The sequence below is a fragment of the Cellulomonas fulva genome, assembly GCF_018531375.1.
Classification (GTDB): Bacteria; Actinomycetota; Actinomycetes; order Actinomycetales; family Cellulomonadaceae; genus Cellulomonas; species Cellulomonas fulva.
In genome coordinates, this window is sequence record NZ_JAHBOH010000001.1 from 358,351 (window position 1) to 381,122 (window position 22,772).

General features: G+C 73.5%; 19 protein-coding genes. 4 read left to right on the plus strand and 15 right to left on the minus strand.

Annotated elements, in window-relative coordinates; all coding sequences use genetic code 11:
• Window position 1: 1 nt before the first annotated feature.
• The 6 genes from KIN34_RS01560 to KIN34_RS01585 all read right to left on the minus strand — a co-directional run bounded on the left by KIN34_RS01560 (window position 2) and on the right by KIN34_RS01585 (window position 7,472).
• Window positions 2-1,072, minus strand: a complete 1,071-nt coding sequence (locus tag KIN34_RS01560) for a LacI family DNA-binding transcriptional regulator (RefSeq protein WP_214345958.1) — start codon at window positions 1,070-1,072, stop codon at window positions 2-4.
• A complete protein-coding gene (locus KIN34_RS01565) occupies window positions 1,069-2,265 on the minus strand; it encodes a Gfo/Idh/MocA family protein (protein ID WP_214345959.1) in 1,197 nt (398 codons plus the stop codon). Before KIN34_RS01565 ends, KIN34_RS01560 begins: the two co-directional genes overlap by 4 nt.
• Window positions 2,262-4,106, minus strand: coding sequence for an alpha-galactosidase (locus KIN34_RS01570; protein ID WP_214345960.1), 1,845 nt, complete (start codon window positions 4,104-4,106; stop codon window positions 2,262-2,264). The genes KIN34_RS01565 and KIN34_RS01570 overlap by 4 nt, the downstream gene beginning before the upstream one ends.
• Window positions 4,103-5,020 (minus strand): carbohydrate ABC transporter permease, encoded by a 918-nt coding sequence (locus KIN34_RS01575; protein ID WP_237689018.1) that lies wholly within the window; start codon window positions 5,018-5,020, stop codon window positions 4,103-4,105. Before KIN34_RS01575 ends, KIN34_RS01570 begins: the two co-directional genes overlap by 4 nt.
• The gene (locus KIN34_RS01580; protein WP_214345961.1) at window positions 5,020-6,111 is read right to left on the minus strand and encodes a carbohydrate ABC transporter permease; all 1,092 of its coding nucleotides are present in this window, start codon (window positions 6,109-6,111) and stop codon (window positions 5,020-5,022) included. Before KIN34_RS01580 ends, KIN34_RS01575 begins: the two co-directional genes overlap by 1 nt.
• Before the next feature lie 74 nt (window positions 6,112-6,185).
• Window positions 6,186-7,472 (minus strand): sugar ABC transporter substrate-binding protein, encoded by a 1,287-nt coding sequence (locus KIN34_RS01585; RefSeq protein ID WP_214345962.1) that lies wholly within the window; start codon window positions 7,470-7,472, stop codon window positions 6,186-6,188.
• Window positions 7,473-7,649: 177 nt separating this feature from the next.
• On the opposite strand from KIN34_RS01585, the gene KIN34_RS01590 reads away from it, so the two are divergent.
• Window positions 7,650-9,680: an amylo-alpha-1,6-glucosidase gene (locus KIN34_RS01590; protein WP_214345963.1), complete on the plus strand. Its 2,031-nt coding sequence runs from the start codon at window positions 7,650-7,652 to the stop codon at window positions 9,678-9,680.
• Between the two features lie 26 nt (window positions 9,681-9,706).
• Here the strand turns inward: KIN34_RS01590 and KIN34_RS01595 are convergent, their stop codons facing one another.
• From KIN34_RS01595 to KIN34_RS01625, 7 genes are all read right to left on the minus strand, one after another.
• Window positions 9,707-9,928 carry a hypothetical protein gene (locus KIN34_RS01595; protein ID WP_214345964.1) on the minus strand — a complete coding sequence of 74 codons (222 nt, stop codon included), beginning with the start codon at window positions 9,926-9,928 and terminating at the stop codon, window positions 9,707-9,709.
• Between the two features lie 319 nt (window positions 9,929-10,247).
• Window positions 10,248-11,246 (minus strand): N-acetylglucosamine kinase, encoded by a 999-nt coding sequence (locus KIN34_RS01600; RefSeq protein ID WP_214345965.1) that lies wholly within the window; start codon window positions 11,244-11,246, stop codon window positions 10,248-10,250.
• Complete coding sequence (locus KIN34_RS01605; protein WP_214345966.1) at window positions 11,243-12,544, minus strand: family 4 glycosyl hydrolase; 1,302 nt, start codon at window positions 12,542-12,544, stop codon at window positions 11,243-11,245. Before KIN34_RS01605 ends, KIN34_RS01600 begins: the two co-directional genes overlap by 4 nt.
• Window positions 12,545-12,563: 19 nt before the next feature.
• Entirely contained in the window at window positions 12,564-13,373 is an 810-nt protein-coding gene (locus KIN34_RS01610) for a 6-phosphogluconolactonase (protein ID WP_214345967.1), read from the minus strand.
• 40 nt (window positions 13,374-13,413) lie between these two features.
• Window positions 13,414-14,229, minus strand: a complete 816-nt coding sequence (locus KIN34_RS01615; RefSeq protein ID WP_214345968.1) for a carbohydrate ABC transporter permease — start codon at window positions 14,227-14,229, stop codon at window positions 13,414-13,416.
• Complete coding sequence (locus tag KIN34_RS16570; RefSeq protein WP_214345969.1) at window positions 14,226-15,173, minus strand: carbohydrate ABC transporter permease; 948 nt, start codon at window positions 15,171-15,173, stop codon at window positions 14,226-14,228. The genes KIN34_RS01615 and KIN34_RS16570 overlap by 4 nt, the downstream gene beginning before the upstream one ends.
• 2 nt (window positions 15,174-15,175) lie before the next feature.
• The gene (locus tag KIN34_RS01625) at window positions 15,176-16,525 is read right to left on the minus strand and encodes an ABC transporter substrate-binding protein (protein WP_214345970.1); all 1,350 of its coding nucleotides are present in this window, start codon (window positions 16,523-16,525) and stop codon (window positions 15,176-15,178) included.
• A 138-nt stretch (window positions 16,526-16,663) separates the two neighbouring features.
• On the opposite strand from KIN34_RS01625, the gene KIN34_RS01630 reads away from it, so the two are divergent.
• The gene (locus KIN34_RS01630) at window positions 16,664-17,392 is read left to right on the plus strand and encodes a GntR family transcriptional regulator (protein ID WP_214345971.1); all 729 of its coding nucleotides are present in this window, start codon (window positions 16,664-16,666) and stop codon (window positions 17,390-17,392) included.
• 7 nt (window positions 17,393-17,399) lie between these two features.
• Here the strand turns inward: KIN34_RS01630 and KIN34_RS01635 are convergent, their stop codons facing one another.
• Window positions 17,400-17,894 (minus strand): hypothetical protein, encoded by a 495-nt coding sequence (locus KIN34_RS01635; RefSeq protein ID WP_214345972.1) that lies wholly within the window; start codon window positions 17,892-17,894, stop codon window positions 17,400-17,402.
• Between the two features lie 108 nt (window positions 17,895-18,002).
• On the opposite strand from KIN34_RS01635, the gene KIN34_RS01640 reads away from it, so the two are divergent.
• Window positions 18,003-18,878, plus strand: a complete 876-nt coding sequence (locus tag KIN34_RS01640) for a class I SAM-dependent methyltransferase (protein ID WP_214345973.1) — start codon at window positions 18,003-18,005, stop codon at window positions 18,876-18,878.
• Here KIN34_RS01640 and KIN34_RS17240 read toward each other — a convergent pair.
• Window positions 18,859-20,160, minus strand: coding sequence for a GntR family transcriptional regulator (locus KIN34_RS17240; protein WP_214345974.1), 1,302 nt, complete (start codon window positions 20,158-20,160; stop codon window positions 18,859-18,861). The two genes, KIN34_RS01640 and KIN34_RS17240, sit on opposite strands and share 20 nt — an antisense overlap.
• 117 nt (window positions 20,161-20,277) lie before the next feature.
• Here KIN34_RS17240 and KIN34_RS01650 point away from each other — a divergent pair, with 117 nt between their 5' ends.
• A complete protein-coding gene (locus KIN34_RS01650; protein WP_214345975.1) occupies window positions 20,278-22,734 on the plus strand; it encodes a MucBP domain-containing protein in 2,457 nt (818 codons plus the stop codon).
• Window positions 22,735-22,772 lie beyond the last annotated feature (38 nt).

Genomic DNA, 22,772 nt, shown 5'->3' on the forward strand with positions numbered 1-22,772 from the left:
TTCAGGTCGTTCCCACGAAGGGGGCGTGGCGCGGGTCGACGTGGGCGGGGGCGGTGCTGGAGGCGCGGGCGACGAGCGAGGGCGCGACCAGGCGGTGCATCGCGTCGGGTGGCACGGGGTCGGCGAGCTGGGCGAGCAGGGAGTCGATGACCGAGCGGGCCACCTGCTCCAGGGGCTGCGCGACCGACGACATGCCGACGGCGGCCGCGACGGCGGTGTTGTCGTAGCCGACCACGGCGATCGGCTGCGCGGAGGTGCGGGCCGCGCCCAGGGCGCCGAGCGCCAGGGAGTCGGAGGCGCAGACCAGGGCGGTGACCGACGCGGAGCGCAGCAGCGAGTCGGCCGCGGAGGCGCCGTCGGGGATGCCGTCGGCGCAGGCGACGTCGAGGCCGTCGATCGGCAGGCCCGCGTCGAGCAGAGTGCGGCGCCAGCCGGTGCGGCGCTCGTCGCCGGTGCCGGAGCCGGCGGGCCAGCCGATGAAGCCGATGCGGGTATGGCCCCTGCCCAGCAGGTGAGCAGTGGCGGCGGCGGTGCCGGCGGCGCCGTCGACGTCGACCCAGCTGTGTGAGGACGTCTCGGGGGCCACCGTGTCGGACCACGGGCGGCCGAAGGTGACGAACGCGGTGCCCTGCTCCTCGAGCCAGCGGGCGCGGTCGTCGCCGTGGTGGGTGTCGGTGAGCACGAACCCGTCGATGTTGGTGGTGTCCACCAGCTCGCGGTAGCCGCGGACCTCGTCGGCGTCGTCGGTCGCGGTGAACAGGACGATGCGGTGGCCGGCGGCCTGGGCCGCCTCGGTCAGGGCGTGCAGGAAGCCGTCCAGGACGGCGCCGTTGATGCCGTCGTTGCTGGGGCGCATGCGCAGGCCGATGTTGCCGGACCGGCCGGTGCGGAGCTGCCGTGCGGCGAGGTTGGGGCGGTAGCCCACGGAGTCGAGGACGGAGCGGACCAGCTCGAGCGTCTCGGGGCTCACCAGGTGCGGGGAGTTGATGACGTTGGACACCGTCTGACGGGAGACGCCGGCCGCGCGGGCGACCGTGACGAGGGTGGGGCGGCCGGGCGCCGGCTGCGTCATGCGGTCCCCCTTCCTCGGGTCGGTCGGTCCTGCTCGTCGGAGTGTGGCAGGAGCGGGCCGCCGCGCGGAACGTCGTCTCCGTACTGGGGAACGGGCAGCACCGTGCCGCCCGCGAGAGCGGACTGGTGCGCGACGATGCCCGGCGCGCTCATCCGGGCGGCGGCGACCTCGTCGACCACCGACGGTCGGCCCTCGGCCACGGTCCGGACCAGCTCGTGGACCAGGTGCGCGTGGGAGCCGGAGTGGGTGCTGGAGACCGACACCACCTGCCCGGCCGGGGACGTGTACGGGCCTGACGAGGTCCACGGGCGCAGCGCCTCCGGCAGGAGGTCCGGGCGGTCGGGGGCATGCGCGCGGCGGACCTCGAGGGCGCGGCCGCGGCCCGGGGCACCGAGGGCGGCGGCCCGGTAGGTCACCGGCGGGTCGTCCTCCGCCTGCGGCCACTCGAACGAGCCGCGCTCGCCGTAGACGCTGAAGCCCTCGCTGTAGCCGCGCGCGGTGTCGAAGAACGAGACGGTCGCCTCGATCGCCACGTCCGTGCCGGTGGTCATGAGCGCCGACTCCCACGGGAACGAGGGGCCGTGCGCGCCGCGGTGCTCGTCGGACAGCGTCCCGGAGCCCAGACAGCGCACGTCGCGCACCTGCGTGCGTGCGAGTGCGAGCAGCGGGCCCAGCACGTGCGTCGCGTAGTGCATCGGCGGGAAGCCCATCCAGTACGGCGGGAAGCCGTCGAGGTCCTGCAGGTGCGCGCCGCGCAGGTGGATCAGCCGGCCGAGCTCGCCCGCGGCGTGCGCGCGCGAGACCTCCAGGTACTCGCGGCCGAACACGCCGGTCTCGAGCATCATGTAGCGCCCGGAGCCGGCGGACGCGGCCTCGAGCACCCGGTCGACGTCCTCCAGGCTGGTCGCCATCGGCACCGCGACGCCGACCGAGCGGCCGGTGCGCAGGACGCGGACCGCGAGCGCCGCGTGGGACGCCACGGGTGTCGCGAGGTGCACGACGTCGTAGTCGCCGCCCGCGAGCGCGGCGTCCAGGTCCAGCCACCGATCGCGCACGCCGTACAGGTCGCCGACCTCCGCGAGCAGCGCAGGATCGGTGTCGCACAGGCCGACGTGCCCGACGTCGGGGTGCAGCTGGTACAGGTGCAGGAAGTCACGCCCGAACACCAAGCCGACGAGCAGGACCCGGATCATGCCTCCCCCTCCAGCACGCGGTACCAGGCGCACCGCCCGCGCGGGAGCGCCGCGCTCACGTCGCACGTCCCGTCGTCGGCGACGACGAGCGAGGCGGCCGGGGCGTCGGCGGGGAACACGGGCTCGAGCCGCACGGGACCGGGCCGCAGTCCGACGAGCAGCGCGGACGGGGCTGCGGGCGCGCCGCTCAGCGGCAGCGAGGCCACCAGCCGGCCGGTCGGCCCGACGAGCTCGAGCACGGGCCAGCGCCCGCCCCGCCCGTCCCGCTCCGGCTGGGCGCCGTGCCGCCGGACGGTGGCCTCCGCGAGCAGCGGCGCGATGCTCGCGGTGTGCGCGGCCATCGCCTCCCCCACCAGGTCGAGCGCGGCCGGCGGGAGGTCGACCAGCCGCTGCGACAGGCCGGTGCGGCCCAGCATCGCGATCGCGAGCGCGTCGGCCAGGCGGTGCGGCTCGTCGTCCCACGTGGCGGCGTGGAAGGTCTGCTGCGCGTGCTCGCCGCCCCACTCGGAGTCGCACCAGCCGTAGAGCCGCTCCGGCGGGAAGAAGAGCGACGCGGCCCAGAAGCCCGCGACCGCGTGCTCCGGCCAGTCGGTGTCCGACGCGAACCCGAGGTCGCAGTGCCCCGCGATGCCCAGGTCCCAGCGCATGCCGCCGGAGCTGCACGTCTCGACGACGACCTCGGGATGCCGAGCGCGCACGGTGTCCAGCACCTCGTAGAGCCCCTCCACGTGCGCGACGAGCCCGTCGCGCGGACCGTGCCCGTGCCCCGGGGCGGTGCAGCCCAGGCCGGGGTCGACGTTGAGGTCGAGCTTCAGCCACCGCAGCCCGGTGGTCGCCACCAGCCGGTCCACGTGCCCGACGACGAGCGCGCGGGCACGCGCGTCACCGAGGCACAGCAGCCCGAGCTCGACCGCGGTCCCGGCGGGCGCGCCCGCGTGCGGCCCGTCGCCCGGACGCGGCGCCTCGGGGGTCTGCACCCCGACGGCGAGCAGCTCGGGGTGCTCGGCGCGCAGGCGGGACGCCGCGCCGACGGCCTCGGGCTCGAGCCAGAGCCCGAACGCGCAGCCCGCCGCCCGCGTCGCCTCCGCGGCCGCCGCGAGGCCGCCGGGGAACCGCGCGGTGTCCTCCAGGTCCCAGTCGCCGCGCAGCTCGGTCCACCGCAGCCCGGACCCGGGGGCGCCGAACCAGCCGGCGTCCAGCACCGCGGTGCCGAGGCCGTGGCGTGCGGCGACGGCCGCGTTCGCGACGAGCACGTCCGCGCTGATCCCCGCGTCCTCGTAGGGCCACCAGTGGTTCCACGCCGGCCCCGGCTCCACCTGCGGCCCCAGGAGCGCGCGGGCCGCGTCGACGAAGTCCGCGGCGGCCGCCTCCACTCCCCCGGCGTCACCCGGAGGGCCGTCGGCCTCCGCCGTCACGACGAGCACGCCCGGCGTCGCCCACTCGTCGTCGGCGCCGAGCTCGCGCCGCATGTCGTCGGGCAACCCCGCCCGCAGCCGCCAGCCGGCGGCGGACGGCGCCACGTCGATGCGCCAGTTCCCGGACCACGCGACGCCCAGCAGCAGCGCGCGCCGCCCGTCGTCGACGACCAGGAACGGGTGGAGCCGCGCAGAGGAGCGGCCCGCGGTGGTCTCGAGATGCACTCCCTGGGTGATCGGCGCGGAGCGCGGCGCCCACTCGCCGGACCAGGCCGACTCCCACCAGCGCAGCCGCGCTCCGGACCACGACGCGTCGAGCGGGAGGTCGCAGGACCAGAGCGCGACGACCTCGCCTGGCCCCCGCAGGACCACGCGGTGCAGCGTGCCGCGGCCGCCCACGGCGACCGCCTCGGGGCGGGCGCTCACTTGATGCCCGTCGTCCCGATGGACCGGACGAAGTACCGCTGGAAGAAGATGAACAGCAGCGCGACGGGGATCATCGACAGCGTCGCGAGCGCGAGCTTCATCGGGAACAGGCTCGGCCCCTTGGCGGCGCCCGCGGAGAGCTGGGCGATGCCGAGGTTCAGCGTGGCGAGGTCCGGGTCCGACGTCGCGACCAGGAAGTGCGTGAACTCGTTCCACGAGCCCTGGAAGGACAGGATCACCACGGTGATCAGGGCGGGCACGACGAGCGGCATCGTGATGGCCGTGAACCGCCGCAGCACGCCCGCGCCGTCGATCAGCGCGGCCTCCTCGAGCTCCCACGGCACGGACATGAACGCGGTGCGCATCAGCAGGATGCCGACCGAGTCGCACAGGAGCGGGATGATCATGCCGGCGTAGGAGTCGTACATGCCGAGCTGCTTGATCACCAGGAACTTGGGGATCAGCAGCACCACGCCCGGCACCGCCATGACACCGATGATGAGCGCGGTCGCCGCGCCCTTGCCCGGGAAGCGCAGCCGGGCCAGCGCGTACCCGGCGAGGCAGTCGATCACCACGCGGCCCAGGGTCACGCTGACCGCGACGACGACCGAGTTGGTGAGCCAGCGCGGCAGGTTCACCGGGAACGCGGGGTCCATGCCGAGCGCCGCGCGCCAGCCCTCGAGCGAGAACGGGTTCGGGACCAGGCTGACCGGGTCCTGGATCGCCTGGGCGTCGGTCTTGAACGAGTTCGCGACCTGGATGACGAACGGCCCCAGGTAGAGGACCGTGCCGAGCGCCAGCAGCAGGCACATGATCACGACGGTGCGCCGGCTCCACGAGCCCAGCGGACGGTAGCCGCGCGCCCGGCGCTCCGCGCCCACGCTGCGAGGGCGCTCGGTGGTGGTCGCCGTCATCAGTCCTTCTCCCTGCTGATCACGCGCTGCCCGACCGTGAACACGATGATGATGAGGAACAGGACGAACGCGATCGCGGCGCCGCCGCCGAAGTCCCCGTCCTTGAAGGACACCTGGTAGGACTGGAACGCGGGCGTCAGCGTCGTCTTCTGCGGGCCGCCCTGCGTGGCGAGGTAGACGGAGTCGAACACCTGCCACGAGCCGATGACCGTGAGCATCGCGACGAGCGCGAGCGACTTCTTCATCAGCGGCACCGTCACGTACCGGAACCGCTGCCACGTGCTGGCCCCGTCGATGAACGCGGCCTCGTCGACCTCGCCGGGGATGTTCTGCAGGCCGGCCAGGAAGAAGAGCATGAACGTGCCCGACGAGGCCCAGACGGTCATGGTCGCGAGCGCGATCAAGGCCGGTGAGGGCCCGGCGAGCCACTGGTTCACGGGCAGACCGAGGATCGTCCCGGTCCCCCACGTCGGCGACCCGGACTCGGGCACCACGCCGATCGCCTGGCCGATCGTCTGGAACAGGCCGCGCGAGTCCACGAACCACTTGGGCCCGTCGATGCCGAACCACGCGAGCACCTGGTTGATCGCGCCGCTGTTCTGGAACAGGAACAGGAACGTCACGGTGATCGCGACCGCCGAGGTGATGGACGGGAAGTAGAACACCGTCCGGAAGAAGCCCCGTCCCTTGAGCCGCTGCTGGTTGACCATCAGCGCCAGCGCGAACGCGAGCACGATGGTCCCCGGGACCACCATGAGCACGTAGTAGAGGTTGTTGCGCAGGCCGATGGTGAAGTTCTCCCGCAGGAGCCCGTCCGTGGTCAGCAGCCGCTTGTAGTTGTCGAGCCCGACGAACTCCGCGCCGCCACCGAAGGGGCTGGACAACCCGTTCCACCGCAGCAGGCTCACCCACAGCGCCATCGCCACGGGGATCACGACGAACACGACGATCGCCGCCACCGCGGGTGCCGTGAAGGTCCACCCCGCGAGGCGCTGCGAACGTCGGCTCGCTGAGCCCGTGCGCCGACGCGGGGGCTCGGCCGCGGGGTCGGTGGGCTGGGCGGGCTGGGCCGCCGTCCCGAGAAGTGTCATCGCCAGCGCCTCGTCTCTGAGTGCTCCGTGCAGGGGAAGGGCGGGGGCCGGCGTGCGGCCCCCGCCCCGGGGTCTCAGCCCTGCGCTGCCTCGAGGGCAGCCTCGCCGTTGGACTGCACGTCCTTCAACATCTGCGCCGGGTCACCGGTCTTCAGTCCCTCGAGCTTGGAGTCGAAGTCCGCGAGCACCGAGTCGAAGCCGGGCACCGGGACCGGGCCCTTCGAGCGGTCGAGGTTGTCCAGGTAGACCACCTGCTCCGGGAAGTTCTCGGTGGTCCAGTCCGCCAGGCTCAGGCGGGCCGGGGTCGCGCCGAAGCTCTCGGCCGCGGCCTTCGCCTGCTCGTCGCTCTCGAAGAACTGCACCAGCTCGACCGCGCCGGGGATGTTCTTGCTCGCCGCCGCCACGCCCCAGCAGTTGGAGAAGTTGAGCGTGCCGATGCCGTCCGGACCCGCGGGCATCGCGACGGTCGTGTACTTCACGTCCGGGTAGTCCGACGACATGACCGAGGGCAGCCAGCCGCCCTCGACCGTCATGGCCGCCTTCTGCATCCCGAACGCCTCGCCGCCCCAGCCGGCGCCGACGTCGGCCGCCCACGCGAAGGACCCGTCCTTGAGCATGTCCTGCAGGTACGTCAGCGCCTCGAGGTTCTCCGGGGAGTCCGCCCTGACCTCGCTGTTGTCGTCGTTGAGGAACCAGCCGCCGGCGCCGACCATGAACGCGCCGACGCGGTCACGCGTAGCGCCGAAGGAGAGCCCGACGTGGTCGTCGTCCGTGAGCTTCTGCGCGACCTCGTGCAGCTGGTCCCACGTCGTCGGGACGTCGGCGTCCGTGAGGCCGGCGGCCTCCCAGATGTCGGTGTTGATCGACAGCGCCAGCACGCCCGCCGACTCCTTGGGCACGCACTGGACCTCGCCGTCGATCGTGTAGCTCTCGAGCGTGGTCGCGTCGTACTCCGTGAGGTCGACGTCCTTGCCGTACGGGTAGAGGTTGCCGTCCTGCGCGTAGAGGCCGACGCGCGCCGGGTCGACGTAGAACAGGTCCGGCGGGTTGCCGCCGGAGAAGGCCTGGCCGAGCTGCTGCGTCAGGTCCTGCGCCGGCACCACGGTGACCTCGATGCCGGTCTTCTCCGTGAACGCCTTCGCCGTGTTCTGCACCGTCGTCGTCTCGGCCGGGCCGGAGGAGCCGATCATGATGGTCAGCGGCGCGCTGCTGTCGCCCGTGGGGGCGCCGGTCGCGTCGCTGTCCGCGGGCTCGTCGAAGTCGCTGGAGCAGGCGGTGAGGGCGATGAGCGACAGCGCCGCGACACCCGCGGTGACCGCGGCACGGCGGCGCCGTCCGATGGGGCGGTGGGAACGGGACATGGTGCTCTCTCTCCTCGTGCGTCGTTGCGTCGGGCGTTGAGATCCGTACGGGGCTTGCGTGAGCATTTGATCGATCTAGTACGCTGCGTCGCGACGGTCTTGAACGATCAAGTGGATGTCCGCATCGTGCTTGAGCGCGCTGGGGCTGTCAAGCCCAACCGATCGACGAGGAGGCCGATGGTGAGCCGTCAACCCCTGCTGCACGACCTGCTGGTCACGCTCGCGGCGCCGACCCAGGCGTGGTCCGGCCGCGACGGCCAGATCCGCGGGACGGGCGCCGAGGGCGTCTTCCACTCCGACGTGCGTGTGCTGCGCAGCGCCGTGCTCACGGTCGACGACGAGGAACCCGAGGTGGTCGCCGCGGGCAGCACGCCCGACGGCGCGGTCGAGGCGATCGCCCTGGCCCGCGGGATCGACGGGCCGGGCGCGGATCCGACCGTCCGGCTGCGCCGGACGCGCCGCGCGACCCCGGGACGGGTCGACGAGCGCATCGAGCTCACCAGCGCGCTCGGGGCGGACGTGACCGCCCGGCTCCGGCTCGAGGTCGCGGGCGACCTCGCGACGATGGAGGCGGTGAAGTCCGGCCGCACCGGGCCGCTGCTCGCCCCCGAGCACCGGGACGGAGGGCTGCACTGGTCCGACGGAGTCGTCTCAGCGGTCCTGACCGGCGAGGGCGCCCTCGTCGGACCCGGGGACCAGGGCGCGTCCCTGACGTGGGACGTCGTGGTCCCCGCCCGCGGCGCGGTCGCCGTGACCTGGTCCCTCGCGGCGGACGACGCGGGCGCGGTCGTCGGACCCGCCACCGTCGCCGCGTGGTCCGACGTCACGGTCCACGCCGACGACCCGCGCCTCGGCGCGCTCGTCGACCAGAGCCTCGCGGACCTGCGAGGCCTGCTCATGACGCGCACCGGCACCCCGCAGGACACGTTCCTCGCGGCGGGGTCCCCGTGGTTCTTCACGCTCTTCGGACGGGACTCGATCATCGCCGCGCGCATGCTGCTGCCGCTCGGCACCGAGCTCGCGGGTGGCACCCTGCGCACGCTCGCGGCCCTGCAGGGCCGCACCAGCGACCCGATGACCGCCGAGCAGCCCGGCAAGATCATGCACGAGCTGCGCCGCGCACCCCTGACGCTCGCGGAGGAGGGCGTCGAGCTGCCCGCGCTCTACTACGGGACGGTCGACGCGACCCCGCTGTGGGTCTGCCTGCTGCACGACGCGTGGCGCTGGGGCCTGCCGGACGACGAGGTCCGCGACCTCCTGCCGCACCTCGAGGCGGCGCTCGCGTGGATGGCCGAGCACGGCGACGCGGACGGCGACGGGTTCCTCGAGTACGTCGACGAGTCCGGCCGCGGCCTCGCCAACCAGGGATGGAAGGACTCGGGCGACTCGATCCAGTTCCGCGACGGCCGCCTCGCCGACGGCCCCATCGCGCTCGCCGAGGTCCAGGGCTACGCCTACGAGGCCGCGATGTCGGGTGCCGCGCTGCTCGACGCGTTCGGCCGCCCGGGCGCCGACCGCTGGCGGGCGTGGGCGGGTGCCCTCGCCACCCGCTTCCGCGAGGCGTTCTGGCTCACCGACGAGATCGGCCCCTACCCGGCGATCGCGCTCGACCGCGACAAGACCCGGGTCGACGTCGTCGCGTCCAACATGGGCCACCTGCTCGGCACCGGCATCCTCGACGACGAGGAGAGCACGGCCGTGGCCCGGCGCCTGGTGCACCCGGAGCTCAGCTCGGGGTTCGGCCTGCGGACCATGGCCACGAGCTCGGCGGGCTACTGGCCGCTGAAGTACCACGGCGGGTCGGTGTGGACCCACGACACCGGGCTCGCGGTGCTCGGGCTGTCCCGCGCGGGGTTCGGCGAGGAAGCCGGCGTCCTGGTCTCGGGGCTCCTCGCGGCCGCCGACGACTTCGGCTACCGGATGCCGGAGCTGTACGGCGGCGACGCCGCAGACGACGTCGCGAGCGCGGTGGCCTACCCGGCCGCGTGCCGGCCGCAGGCGTGGTCGGCCGCGACCTCGGTCGCGCTGCTGACGGCACTGCTCGGCCTGTCGCCCGACGGCGACCGGCTCGAGGTCGCCCCGCTCGCGCCGTCGCCCGTGGGCGCGCTCCACGTCGATGGCCTGCGGTTCCGTGGGCGCTCCGTCGCCCTGCGCGCCGACGCCGGGGGCCGGGTGGCGGACGCCGCCGACGCCGCGACGAACCGCTGAGCGCCTGCGCGAGCCAGGTCTCGGCGCTACGCGGCGAGGAACGCGCCGGTCACGGCGACGAGCAGCGGGCCGAGGACGTACACGCCCGTCGTGCGCTCGGCGAGCAGCGTGGTGCTGAGCCCCAGCTGGGCCTCGAGCGTGATGCGCGTCGCCAGGGTCCCGACGAGTGCGTCGTCCTCCCTCCCCCGCAGCGGGGCCAGGCTCTGGACGAGGGTGCGCGCCTCCTCGCGCAGCGCGTGCCGCGGCACCGCGTAGACGCCCGCACCACAGTCGTGCCGATCAAGCCGAAGGCGATCACGTCGGTCGCCTCCACGGGCGCTCCACCCTCGGTGCCGAATCGTCGGCTCGCGCCGAGCGCGAGCGTCGCGATCACGACGAGCCAGCCGAGAGGCGGGAGCAGCGAGCGCGCGAGGTCGCGATGACCAGTCCGCACGCGACGAGCGCCGCTGGCCGCAGCAGGGGCGTCCCGTGCCCCGCTGCGGCCGGCTGCCGTCGGTCCGGGCCGGTCCCCATCCTCAGAGCGTGCTCGGACGAAGCCGTCCACGTCCAAGGTTGGTCTCTGGGCCGTCAGGTGACGAAGAGGTCCGGGGGGATGGGCGAGGCCATCACCGTGCCACGGAGGGCGTCGGTGATGGGCACGCCGCCCTCCGCCAGCGCGTCGAGCAGCGCACCCGCGGCGGGCGAGCCGCCGAGCGACGCCACGCGCGCACCCGGGATGAGCTCGGCGACGTACCGGGTGACGGCGTCCCGGAAGATCGACATCGAGGACGTGAGCAGCGAACCGCCCAGCACCACGGGGACGTCGGCTTCGCCGGACAGCCCGACGCGCCGGGCGGCGAGCTCGGCGTAGCGGGCGAAGGCGTGGGCGTGGTCGGACACGATCCGCGCCGCGGCGTCGTCGCCGGCCTCCGCCTCGGCGAGCACGATGCGGGCGGCGCTCTTGAGGTGGTGGAAGTCCCGCGGCTCGACGCGCCGGGTGTACTGCCAGAGGAGCTCCTCGGCGTCCGCCACCTTCTCGTGCGCCACCAGCCGGTCGGTCAGCGTCGTCGGCGGGGTGAAGCCCACGTGCGCGGACATGACGGCCTTGAACGCGGCGCGGCCCATCGCGACGCCGCCCAGGTCGTCGTGGATCCACCACGAGCCGGCGAACTCCCCCGCGGGCCCGCGGGCCGCGACGGCGGGGCCGGTGCCCGCCGTCACGGCCACGCCGACGCCGTCGGGCTGGCCCCACCGCAGCAGCGCGAAGCCGTCGTTGCGCACGGTGCGGTGCGTGATCTCGGGGAGCTCGTCGTCGAGCAGCTCCTCCCAGAACTCGCGGTCCTCGTCCCAGTCGACCCCGGCGAGCCGGAAGGCCGCGGAGACCACCGAGGACGGGTCCGCGCCCGCGACGGCGAGCGCGGACCGCACGGCGAGCACCACCTGCTCGCCCGCGCTGCGGGCGCCGGTGAGTCCGTAGATGTCACCGACGCCCGCGCGCCCCCAGCCGACGACGCTGCCGTCGGCGTCCGCGACGAGCGCGACCGTCTTGGAGTTGCCGGCGTCGAGGCCGAGGTAGAGCTCGGTCACTTGAGCAGCCGCTCCGGGATGAAGTCGCGGTTCGCGTACGCCATGTCGTCGTACAGCTCCTCCGCGACGGCGAGCGTCGGGACGAACGGGTGGGCGACGAGCGCGCGCACGGCGTCCGCCCGCGTGCCCTCCCACGCCGCGACGGCGGCGAGCCGCTGGTACTCGGCCAGCGTCTGCGTGATGCCGCGCACCGCGTGCGGCAGCGCCTCCTGGGGCTCCGGGGTGGCGCCCGAGCCGTCGACCGTGCACCACATCTCGACCACGGTGTCCTCGTCGAACCCGGGCAGCGCGCCGCCCGTGTTCGGGAGGTTGACGGGCAGCCGTGCGGGCGCGTCGTTGTAGTACGCGCTCATCACGTCGATCGCGAGCTCGAGCTCGTGGATGCCGCCGCGCGAGCGGTCGGGGTCGAGCTCGGGGTTCACGGACTCGGCCTGCTCGGCGTAGTGCGCCCAGTAGTCCGGCACGCTCTCGAGGATCACGCCGGCGCGCGTGAGCCGCTTGCTGCGCTGCTCCCGCAGGAACTCCTCGCCGAAGTAGTAGTAGCGGTAGTAGTCCGCCGGGACGGACCGCATCGCCACCGCGAGCTTGAGCATGCGCTTGTCCCACACCGGGACGCTCGGGTCGTCCTTCACCCGCTCCCACGCCTCGTCGAGCAGTGGCATGAGGTCCTGGCCGTCGTACGTGTGCCGGGTGGACCAGCAGTTGTGGTTGACGCCCGCCATGAGCACGTCGGCGCGCTCCGGGTCCAGGCCGGCCGTCTTCAGGATCGACGGCGGGAAGATCATCGGACCCTCGCACATCGAGTAGATGAACCGGTCCGTGTTGTCAGTGACGGCCTGGGACACGATGTTGACGGGGTTGGTGTAGTTGAAGATCTTGGCGTCCGGCGCCACCGCGTCGAGGTCCGCCAGGATGCCCTTCATGATCTCGATGGAACGCAGCGACATCATGAAGCCGCCGGGGCCCTGCGTCTCCTGACCGATCACGCCGTGCCGCTGCGGGATCAGCTCGTCCTGCAGGCGCATCTGGAAGTCGCCGGGGCGGAAGCTCGAGAGCACCGCGTCCACGTCGGTGAGCCCGGCCCGCTGGTCGGTGGTCGCCGTGATCGTCAGGTCGAGGCCCGCGTTGCGGGCCATCTTCTCGGACAGCGTCCGGACGATCTCGAGGTGGTCGGGGTCCAGGTCGACGAGGACGATCTCCGAGCCGTCGAACTCCTGGCCGTGCCAGATCAGGGAGGCCATCGTCCCGGCCGCCCGGGACGAGCCGCCGCCGATGTACGCGAGCTTGATACGTGCCATGTCGCTCCAGTGTCCTCTCTCAGTGGGTGGTGCTGGCGACGACGTCGGCCGCGGCCGCCTCGTCGACGAACAGGTGGGGGTGGGCGCAGTCGACGAACACGGTGGCGGGCCAGTCCGCGTCGTAGCGGTCCGCGCCGGCCAGGCGACGCACGGCACCGCGCTTGTCCGCGCCGTGCACGAGCATCAGCACCTCGCGCGAGTGGTCGCGGATCGTGGCGATGCCGACCGTGACGCCGTGCGTCGGGACCGCGGCGAGGTCGCCGCCGAAGGTCGGGAACGTCGCGAGGTTGTCCCGCCGCGTCGTGTCGGGGAGCTGCACGACGCGCGTCGTCGTCGCCGCGTCCGATCCCGGCGGGTTGAACGCGACGTGACCGTCGCTCGCACCGCTCGCGAGGAGGAACAGGTCGATGCCGCCGGCCGCGCGGATGCGCTCGTCGTACGCGGCGGGGTCCGCCGGGTCCGGAAGCCACACGTTCTCGTCCGCGACGCCCTGTCCGCGAGCGGCCGCGGCGTTCAGCGGCGCGACGATCTCCAGGCGGGCGAACCGCTCGCACGAGTGCGCCGCGGCCGGGTCCTCCCGGCGCAGGCCGCCGTCGCCGTCCGGCACCAGGTAGTCGTCCATCATCACGACGACGAGCCGCGACAGGTCCAGGCCGCGGCGCCGGACCTCCTCCGCGAGCGCCAGGTAGGTGCTGGCGGCGCTGCGGCCGCCCGGGCAGCCGAGCAGGAACGGCCGCGGCCCGGCGGCCTCGATGCGGTCGGCGACCAGCGCGGCGGCGGCGGCGCCGAGCGCCTGCGCGTCGGCGTGGACGGTGGGTGGGGTGCTCATCGATCTCTCCGTTCGTGGAAGGGGGGCGGGGCGTCCGCGGTCACTCCTTGAGGGCGCCGCTCATCACGCCGCTGATGAACTGCCGCTGGAAGAAGGCGTAGAGGAGCACGACGGGCACGCAGATGATCAGCGCCGCCGCGGCGAGGAGGTTGAACTCGGTGGAGTACCGGCCCTGGAAGTTGCCCAGCGCCAGGGTCACGGGCTGGAGCTTCTCCGAGGAGATGAAGATCAGGGACAGGAAGTAGTCGTTCCAGGTCCACATGAAGTTCAGGAGCGTGAGGGTGAGGATCGCGGGGCGGGCTATCGGGACGAGCACCTGCCACAGGCGCCGCCACGAGCCCGCGCCGTCGATCTCGGCGGCCTCGACGAGCGAGCGCGGCATGGCCCGGAACGTGGCCCGCAGCCAGAAGGCGCCGAACGGCACGCCCATGCCGACGTGGATCGCGATCAGCCCCAGCCAGCTGTTCGTCAGCCCCAGGTCCCGGAACTGGTAGTACAGCGGGATCACGATGACCTCCGTGGAGATCATCAGGCCGAGCAGGATGACCGGGAAGATCACCTTGGACCCCGGCACGCCCAGCACGCCGAGCGCGTACCCGGACAGGATCGCGACGAGCGCCTGGATGATCACCGCGCACACCGTGATGACGGTGCTCGCGAGCATCGCGTGCCCCAGGTCCCCCTGGCGCCACGCGTCGGCGAAGTTGCTCCACTGCAGCGAGCCCACGTCGGGCGAGCCGGACCGGTCGGGGCTCAGCGCCGCCAGGACCGTCCACCCGATCGGGAACACCACGGCGGCCGCGAACAGCGTCAGGACGAAGTAGTTCATGGTGCGCTCGGAGCGCGACGTCTTCACGGGGTCTCACCTCGCTCGGAGATCCGCTGGATCAGGACGGCCACGACGAGGCAGAACACCGCCATGACCACCCCGATCGCGGCCGCGGCGCCGACGTCGGGGTTCTGGAACGCCCGGCGGTACAGCAGGACGGCGGGCGTCAGGGTCGACGAGCCGGGCCCGCCCTGCGTCGTCAGCCAGACGAGGTCGAACGTGCGCAGCGCCGCCGTGACGGTGAGCGTGAGCGCGACGGCGAGCTGCGGGCGCAGCGCCGGGAGCATGATCGAGAAGAACTCCCGGGCCGGGCCCGCGCCGTCGACGCGCGCCGCCTCGTACAGCTCCGTCGGGATGGACTGGGCGCCGGCGATGAACAGGACCATGCAGAACCCGAAGGTCACCCACGCCCCGATCAGGCCGAGCGACGGCAGCGCCCACGCGGTGTCACCGAGCCAGCTCTTGGCCATCGAGTCGAGCCCGACCGCCCGCAGCGCCTCGTTGAGCGGTCCGGCCGGCGCCAGGATCCGCTTCCACACCACCGCGATCACCACGGACGTGATCACCTGCGGGAGGAACAGCACCCACCGGTAGGCGGACTGCCCGCGCAGCCTGCGCCGCGAGAGGATCGCCGCGGACGTCAGCCCGAGCGCGATCGGCAGGAGCGCGAAGAAGAAGACCAGCACGACGACGTGCCGCAGGGCCGCGACGAGCTCCGGGTCGCTGAAGAACGCCGTGTAGTTGTCGACCCCGACGGGCACGGGCGCCGAGACGCCGTCCCACTGGTAGAGCGAGTACACGAACGACTGGCCGAGCGGCACCAGGACGATCCACGTGTACAGCGCGAGGCCGGGGGCCAGGTAGACCAGGCCGATCCACCGGCGCCGCCGGCGTCCCTTCCGCGACCCGGCGGGAGCGGCGGAGGTCCGCTCCCGCCCGGGCACCGCGACGGCGAGCTGCGCGCTGGCCACGGTCACTTCCCGGCGTGGAAGTCGTCGTAGTCCGCCTGCGCCGCGTCGACCAGCTGCTGCGGCGTGGACTTGCCGGCGAACACGAGCTGCGCCTGGCCGCCCAGGATGTCGAGCATGTTGGGGCTGGCCCAGTCGAAGAAAGGCACGTACCCGTCGTGCTGCGTGACCTGGTCGGTCTGCTCGAGCTCGGTGGAGTAGACGCCGCCGTCGTCGGGGAGCGTCACGCCGTCGTAGCGGATCGGCAGCATCCCGGAGTCGACCGCGAGCTGGTTCATCTCGACCGAGCCGAGGTAGTCGACGAAGGCCGCGGCGGCGTCGGGGTGCTCGGTCCGGGCCGCGATGCCCAGCACGGCCGCGGGCGCGCCGACGGCGACCGCCGCCCCCTCGTCGTCCTGCGGGAGCGCGAGGCGGGCGAACTTCGAGCCGTCGACGCCCTCCTCGGCCATCGAGCCCGAGTAGTCGAAGTGGAAGACGCCGGTCCCGGCCTGGAACGCGTTGCGGCCGGCCTCGAGGTCGAGGCCCGACGCGTCGCCGTTGAACCAGCCGTTCTTCGACCAGTCGGCGAGCTTCTGGGCGGCGTCGAGCATGCCCGTGCCGGCCAGGTCGCCGTCCCCGTTGCCGTAGACGAAGTCGGTGATCTTGGTCGGGTCGCCCAGCATGGTCTGCAGCAGGAAGAGCGGCGCGGTCGCGAACGTCTTCTCCTGCATGCCCTGCTCGATGGGCACCTCACCGGCGTCCTTCGCCGCGGCGAGGGCCGCCTCGAAGTCCTCGACCGACGTCGGCGCCTCGAGCCCCAACGCGTCGAGCTTGTCGACGTTGTAGTAGACGCCCATGGTGGTCAGCCGCGCGCCGGGCGTGCCCCAGAGCGAGCCCTTGCCCATGGTGGCGCCGTCGGTCGTGAACTCGTGCTCGGTCTGGATCGTCGGCGCCATCTGGTCCCGCCAGCCGTACGCGTCCGCGTAGGGGTCCAGGTTGAGCAGCAGTCCGCCCTTGGACAGCGTGCCCATGGACTGCCAGCCGTTGTTGATGGTGGCGACGTCCGGGCCGTCCTTGTCCGCGAGCCGCAGGTTGAGCGTCGCCATCACCTGGTCGAAGTCCGCGGCGGTGCGCTCGATCGTGATGTTGGGGTACGCGTCCTCGAACGCCGCGATGGCCTTCTTCATGTAGACCTCGTCGTTACCACCCGAGAAGTCGAGGAACTTGAGCGTCACGTCCCCGAGGGAGGCGGCGTCCGTGTCGACCGTGCCCGTCGACGCGCTGCTGTCGACCTGAGCGGCCTGCGGGGCGCACGCCGCGAGAGTGGCCACGAGGGCAGCGGCCACGGCCGTCCGCCGGAGGAGTCGTGTCGTCATCGTCAGTCCGTTTCTCGAGTTCACAACACTGGGATCGAGTGGTGGACCGACCATAACCACAAGCAGACCAGTTAGTCCAACTAGATCGTTGACGGCCATCTGGTGCGCAAGTGGCCTAGTTGTCGCTACGATGCCCGCGTGGTCAACGACACGACGCCCCAGCAGGTCGCGTACCGCCGCGTCCTCGACGAGGTGCAGCGCGGCGTGCACGCACCCGGGTCCCGCCTCCCCGCGGAGCGCCAGATGGCGGCCGACCTGGGCGTCTCCCGCATGACGCTGCGCGCGGCGCTGACCCGGCTCGCCGCGGAGGGCGTCCTCGACCGATCGGCCCAGCGGGGATGGTTCGTCGCGCGCCAGCTCCTCGGCGAGCCGCCGAGCACGCTGCTCTCGTTCAGCGAGATGGCCACGGCCCGCGGGCTCCGGGCCACCTCACAGGTGCTGGTCCAGCGCACCCGCCCGTGCGACCTGTCCGAGGCGGAGCGCCTGGGCATCGCGCCGACCGCGCCCGTCGTCGAGGTCGAGCGCGTGCGCGGCTTCGAGGGCACGCCGGTGTGCCTGGACCGGTCGGTGGTGCCGCGGGCCCTGTGCCCGAGCCTCGAGTCGGTGGACCTGACCGACGCGTCGCTGTACCGGACGCTGGAGGACGCGGGCGTGGCCATCCACCGCTCGTCGTACACCGTCCAGGCGGCCGCGGCGGGTCCGCGCGTGGCCGAGCTGCTGCACCTCGAGCTGGGCGCGCCCGTGCTCGTCGGCGTCGAGGTCGCCTTCAACGCGACGGGTGCGCCCGTCCTGCTCGGGCACGCCGAGTACCGCGGCGACGCCTACCGGTTCGAGGCGGACCTGTTCCGCGAGCGCGCCCGGACCTGACGCGCGGTCAGCCGACCTTCGGGTTGTCCCAGATCTTGGTGACGCACCAGCCGGCCTTGTGGCCGTCCCGGTCGATCGCGCACACGCGGATCAGCAGGTTCGGCAGGGGCGTCGAGCTGCGCCAGCCGGTCCACCTCTGACCCGTGTGGGACTTGAGGGTCACGCGGCCGTTGCCGCAGCCGTTGGTGTCCTTCAGGCCGACGTACCACCAGCGCTCGTCGCCGTTCTTCTCGCGCGTGCCCATGCCGTCCAGGTAGACGCCGCGACCGTCCTGCGGGCAGACGTCGGCGATCCAGCCCGACACCTCGACCAGCCGCTTGCTGGCCCAGCGGACGCTGAACTCCCCGCGCAGCCCCTCGTGGATGTACTGGTACGTCACGGGCTTCGAGGTCGCCGCGGCGGCGGTCGTCGCCGGCAGGGCGACCGCGCCGAGCGAGAGCGTGAGCGCGACGAGCGCGCCCCAGGCGGCGCGGGGACGCCGGGTGCGGACGGTGCTGGGCATGGTTCCTCCCTCGTCGGACCTGACCGACGGTAGGACCGCGGACCGCCGGCCGCACGACGAGCCCGACGAGCACGCACGGCGTCGGCGCCGCCGCGTACCCTCCCTCGGGTGACGTCCGACGAGTACCTCGAGGTCAACCGCGCGAACTGGGACAGCCGCGCCGCCGTGCACGTGCAGGGCTACGGGATCGAGGCGCTGCTGGCGGACCCGGGCCGGCTCTCGGACGTCGTGGCGTTCGACCGCCCCCGGCTCGGGGACGTCGCGGGCCTCGACGCGGTGCACCTGCAGTGCCACCTCGGCACGGACACCCTGAGCCTCGCCCGGCTCGGGGCGCGCATGACGGGCGTGGACCTCTCGGGCGCCTCGCTCGCTGCGGCCCGTTCGCTCGCGACGCGCGCGGGCACCCCGATCGACTACGTCGAGTCGGACGTGTACGCGGCACCGGAGGCGCTCGGCGGGCGCCGGTTCGACCTGGTCTACACGGGCATCGGCGCCCTGTGCTGGCTGCCCAGCATCGACCGGTGGGCGCGGACGGTGGCGCGGCTGCTCCGGCCGGGCGGGCGGCTGTTCGTCCGCGACGGCCACCCGGTGCTCAACTCGGTGCTCGCGACGACGGTCGGGGCCGAGCACGCCGACCGCGCCCAGCAGCCGTGGATCACCGGCACCGGCGGGCTGACCCCGTCGCTCGAGCTGCCCTACTTCGAGCAGGAGCGCGCCATCGTCTGGGAGGACGAGAGCACCTACGGGGGCACCGGCGCGGTCGAGCAGCCGCGGTCGATGGAGTGGAACCACGGCCTCGGCGAGATCGTCACCGCGGTCCTGGACGCGGGCCTCGAGCTCACCTCGCTCACCGAGCACGACAGCGTCCCGTGGGACGCGCTGCCCGGCCTGACCGTGCTCGACGGGGCGACCGGCGAGTACCGCCTGCGCGAACGGCCGGAGCGCCTGCCCGCGAGCTTCACGCTCACGGCGCGCCTGCGCTGACCCCCGCCGGCTCCTCGCCGGTGCACATGGTCCACACGGCGGCCTGCGCGTCGTCGGACCGGCCGGCGACGACGAGCGCGTGGAGCTCCCGCAGGCGCGTGCCGTCCGCGGCGAGCGTGCCGTAGGCGCTGGGCGCCACCGACCACCTGCCGCGCGCGGCGAGCGTGGAGGTGAGCGTCCGCAGCCGCGTGCTGCCGCCGGCGTCGGTGATCGCGTCGAACGACGAGCCGGCGGCGCGCGCGAACGAGGCGGGGTCGTGCACGTCGTCCCACGCGGGCAGCGTCGCGGCGAGCGCGCGCGCCAGAGCGTCGGGATCCCGCTGCATCGCGAGCCGCACCGCGAGCGCGCGCAGCACGCCGAGCGCGCGCATCAGGTCCCGCACGTCGCGCTCGTCGGGCTCCGCGACGCGCGCCGACCGGTGGTGGCTCTGCACGACGAGACCCGCGCGGTCCAGCGCCGTGAGCGCCTCGCGCACCGGGGTGCGCGAGATGCCGAGCCAGGTCATGAGCTCGGACTCGCGCAGGGTCTCCCCCGGCAGCAGCGTCCCGTCGTGGATCGCCTGCTCGATCGCGGCGGCCGCGCGCTCGCGCAGGGTGGCGGGCGGGGCGGGGGCCGGCGGCTCGTCCCGCCGGCCGGTCATCGCGGCGTCCGCCACCAGCGCGTCGACGAGCGCGCGCCACGACTCCCGCGCGGCCGGGGGGTCGCCCGCCAGGGCCGAGTCCACCGCGGCGCGCATCCGGGCGTGGTGCTCGTCGGGCAGGTCACCGGCGTGCAGCGCGGCGTACCGGTCGACGACGGGCGCGACCGCGGCGCTCACGCGGGCGTACTCGAGGTTGCCCGCGCCGTCCAGGATCGTGCGCAGCAGCCCGCGCATCCGGTGCTCGGCCACCGCCGCGCGGTAGGCGTCGGCGTCCGGGAGCACCGCGTCGCGCGCCGCCGCGAGCCGCTCGCGCGCGGCGTGGTCCCCGCGACCGGCGAGCTCCGTCAGCGCCTGGGTCAGGACGGCGCCGTCGATCTCGAGGGCCTCCCGGGACGCGCGCCCGTCGAGCGGCGTGACGTGGGTGGACCGTCGGGGGGCGACGTCGACGAGCCCCACCGCCGCGAGCGCGTTGAGCGCCTCCCGCAGCGGGGCACGGGAGGTGCCGGTGAGCCGGACCAGCTCGTCGTCCGACAGCCGCGAGCCGGGCGCGAGCGCCCCCGTGACCAGCGCGCGCTCGAGCACGGCGTAGGCCGCGTCCCGCGAGGGGGCCGCGAGCGGCGAGGGGTCGGTCGGGATCGGCACGCGTCATCTCCTCACGGACGGACGCCGCCCAGGTTAGGTCGATGGTCCCTGTTCGTGGTCGTGGTCGCTGAAATACATTCGGGGAGTCAACGAACCCGAGGAGTACGGGGAACTCCCATGAACATCCGTCACCACCGCACCGCCACCGCCGTGGCCGTCGCGCTCGGCGCGAGCGCGCTCGTCGTCGTGGGCGCGCCCGGCGCCACCGCCGTCCCGGGGAACGCCGGCCAGCCGGCGCCCGGCATCGTCGTCTTCCACGAGGACTTCGAGCAGGCGCCCGACTCCGGTCCGCGCACGATGCTCGACGCCTACGCGGGCGGCCGGTACACCGCCGACCCGTACTGGCTGGACGCGGCGAAGGCGAACGGCATGGTCCTGTCCTGGAACAACACCGCGGTCACGGGCGACGCCACAGGTGCCAAGAACGGCACCGAGGACACCGCCTTCGCGACGCTGCGCCAGCTCACCGAGGCGCTCGGCAAGATCAACGGAACCGCGAACCCCCAAGCCAACACCGCCATCTCTGCCTACACGCAGAGCAGGGGGACACCCCCCGCCGGTGGTCAGGTCATGTTCCGGACGACCGCCGCCAACCCGGTCACCGTCAAGGACGGACACGGCCGGTTCCTCGCGTTCTCGATGTCCGCTGCGGCGACGAACGCGAAGAACCCGCAGGCCACCGGCATGGCCAAGGACCGGGAGAACCCGCAGCTGATGCTGTACGTGGAGCGCGGCGGCGTGGAGACCGCGCTGACGTCGGTGCCGATCGACCCGATGACGGACCCGCGCGCCCGCAAGGTCAGTGTCACCCGGCTCACACCGGGCGCGAGCGAGGCCGTCCGTGCCGGCCACTTCGCCTCCGACCACTCGTTCCTCTACGACGGGGGCGAGTTCGGCATCGTCGTGCGCAACATGACCTCTGCCCACCTGGGCAACGACGGCGCGTTCGACGACATCACGATCCTCGACGTCACCCCGCAGCTCGACAAGAAGTTCGACGAGAGCCAGGCCGCCACGGGCGAGGCCGTGCGCCTGACGTTCACCGTGACCAACACCGACGAGCTCGCGGAGAAGGACGGCTGGTCGTTCACCGACGAGCTGCCCGACGGACTCGTCGTCGCCGACGAGCCGAGGCTTCAGGTCGACGGCGCCGCGGACGTGGTCGCGCGCCCCGGTTCGGGGACCGTCACCGTCACGAACGGTGAGCTCGACGCGGGCGACGACGCGGTGACCATCTCGCTCGACGTCACGTCGGCCGTGCCCGGCACCTACACGAACGGCGCGGACAACATCGTCGTCCACCGCGGGCTCGACACGCCGGCCGACGCGAGCGTCACGTTCGTGGACCCGCAGCCGCAGCCCGCGACGCTCGTCGTGCGGTACGTCGACGAGGACGGCGTGGACGTCGCCACGGGGTACACCCGCGAGGGCACCGAGGGCGACGCGTACGCGACGCTCCCCGAGGACGTCCCGGGCTACGACCTGGTCGCCTTCCCGACGAACCAGGACGGCACGCTCGCCGCCGGCACCACCGAGGTCGTGTATGTCTACCGCCCGGTCGTCGCCCCGGCGACCGGCGAGCTGGTCGTCCGCCACGTCGACGAGCACGGCAACCCGCTGGCCGAGCCCGAGCGGACCACGCAGGACGTCGGCACGGAGTACGCGACGAGCTCCCGGTCCTTCGACGGGTACGAGCTGGTCGACGTGACCGGACCGACGTCCGGCCGCTACACCGAGGGCACGACCGAGGTGGTCTACGTCTACCGCCCGGTCGCGGAGCCCAAGGTCGGCGACCTCGTCGTGCGGTACGTCGACGAGGACGGCCACGAGATCGCGGGGGCCGACCGGTCCACCGGCACGCCCGGTGACGCGTACGGCACGGCGGCGAAGGACATCGAGGGCTACACGCTCCACGTGACGCCGTCGAACGCGCGCGGCGAGCTCGTCGAGGGCACCACCGAGGTCGTGTACGTCTACCGCAAGGACTCGCCGGCCCCGGCTCCCGCGGACCTGACCGTGCGGTTCGTCGACGAGACCGGCAAGCCGCTCGCCGACCCGGTCCACCGCGACGGCACCGAGGGCGAGCACTACGACACCCGCCCGGCCACCATCCCCGGCTACGAGCTGGTCGCGATCCCGACGAACGCGTCCGGCGAGATGACCGTGGGGACCGAGGTCGTGTACGTGTACCGCAAGACCCCGGTGGACCCCGTCGACCCGGTTGACCCCGTCGACCCCGTCGACCCGGTGGATCCCGTCGACCCGGTGGATCCCGTCGACCCGGTGGATCCCTTCATGCCGGTCGACCCGACCGACCCCGTGGACCCGGTCACGCCCGTGGACCCGACCCTGCCCGCCGAGCCCACCCGGCCCGCCACCCCCGCGCGCCCGGCGCAGCCCGCGCCGGTCGCCCCGGCGGAGCCCACGCCGGCGCCGTCCGCCCAGGCCGGCCCGTCCCGACTGGCGAGCACCGGCTCGTCGGCCGTAATGCTGGGCGGCGCAGCGGCCGTGCTGGCGCTCGGCGGTGCCGCGCTCGTGGCGTTGCGTCGCCGGGCCGGGCACGACGAGCACTGAGCTCCACACCCACGGCGGGCCGCCTCCGTTCACCGCGA